Source organism: Pseudoflavonifractor sp. BSD2780061688st1 E11 (assembly GCF_005844125.1).
Taxonomy (GTDB): Bacteria; Bacillota; Clostridia; order Lachnospirales; family Lachnospiraceae; genus Sellimonas; species Sellimonas catena.
The window spans coordinates 1-1,476 of record NZ_SPHM01000103.1 but is presented as its reverse complement, the minus strand read 5'-3'; the positions used below and the strand labels follow the sequence as shown (position 1 = coordinate 1,476).

The following is a 1,476-nucleotide window of genomic DNA, read 5'->3' as shown; positions in this document are numbered from 1 at the left end:
GCACAGCACTGATGGAGCAGACCGTAAAGGAGTCTCTGGTTGCAGTAGATCAGGGGATTGAGCTCATGAGGAAGCGTAAACACCACATGGAAGTAAGGGGAATCGATGACTTCCGCCCTGCGCTGATCGACCCAGAGTTCTTTGAATACACCCTGACAGTTTGGACAGCTGCGGCTGCGGCAGGAATTATTATGGAACTCCATATGACCGCACTCAGAACACCTGCTGACATTGACACCAAGCCCGCCGGACTTGCAGTCAAGGATTGCACGGGAGGCTTTCCGCTGTTCCGGAGACTGAACCTGTTGGGAGAGACAGTAATCGTCATAAGAATCCAGCCAGACTTTTTGAATCGGAAGGTTACTCAACGGAATCACCTCCCGTCCAGTCAAAAGGAGAGGAGACATGCCTGTCCTGGAAGGAAGCAAGATGGATATAGATCAGGGTCGACTTCAAGGACTTGTGTCCCATGAGATTTTTGATGGTAAGCAGGTCGGCCCCGTTTTCATAAAGGTGAGTTCCAAAGGCATGCCGGAAAGAATGGCAGGTGAACCGGTGTTCCCAGCCGAGAAATTCTTCATGGGCACGCAGATGTCTTGTAACGTAAAAGGTATCGATGGGACGGGAAGGGTCCGTCTGTTTCGGGAAAAGCCAGCCGCAGGGACGGCCGCATGCAAACCAGTAGCGGGTGAGAAGATCAAGAGCTTTTTGGGAAAGGATTGCATAGCGGTCGGAGCGGTTTTTGGAGCGCGCAACATGGATCCGCATCGTTTTGCGCTCAATATCACAGTAACGGAGATTACAGACTTCGCTGACCCTGAGGCCGGCAGAATACATGAGTGCAACCATCGCTTTGGGTTTTGGATCCGACAGGGTGGAGATAAAAGTATGGACTTCCTTTTTGGTCGGGACAAAGGGAAGATAGGAATCGAATTTCCTGATAGGAAGCTGTGTTGGATCCCATGGTTTATGAAGCACGTAGATGGTGAAGAACCGGAGCTGGGAGATACAGGCATTGATGGTACGGTCGGAAAGGGACCGATTCTTCTGAAGCCAGCGGATAAAATCCCGGAGTTCATCCCAGGAGACCTCCTCAGGCAGCTTGTGAAGAACAGAGTGAAGGTAATCCAGATAAGAACGGATATAAGTAGAATAAGAAGTTAAAGTATGGTCAGTAAGACCCCGGAGGGAGATCATCTCCCGGTAAATATTGAAATAGTCCATGACGGAACCTCCTTGAAAAAAATAATAAAAGACCGGCAGTGAAAGGACCTGTCAAGGAGGAGGTCTTGGGAAAAAAAGAGATATGTAGTTGTAGAGGATAAAAAAACATGTTAAACTAATCATAGCAGTTGGCGGTTTATGAAGATTGGTGTGTGTGGTAACTCAACAATACAACATAAATACAAAAACTGCTACTTTTTTTGGAAAAAAGTGATGGAAATGCGTACCTTGCACTAGCCGTCGCGCTAGCGA

At 48.3% G+C, this 1,476-nt stretch carries 2 protein-coding genes; both read right to left on the bottom strand.

Annotated elements, in window-relative coordinates:
• Window positions 1–368 (bottom strand): transposase zinc-binding domain-containing protein (locus tag FGQ85_RS18160; protein ID WP_243128611.1); only part of this gene is annotated, 368 nt, incomplete at its 3' end.
• A complete protein-coding gene (locus tag FGQ85_RS18155) occupies window positions 361–1,224 on the bottom strand; it encodes a tyrosine-type recombinase/integrase (RefSeq protein ID WP_087255407.1) in 864 nt (287 codons plus the stop codon). The genes FGQ85_RS18160 and FGQ85_RS18155, both read right to left, overlap by 8 nt.
• Between the last annotated feature and the right edge of the window lie 252 nt (window positions 1,225–1,476).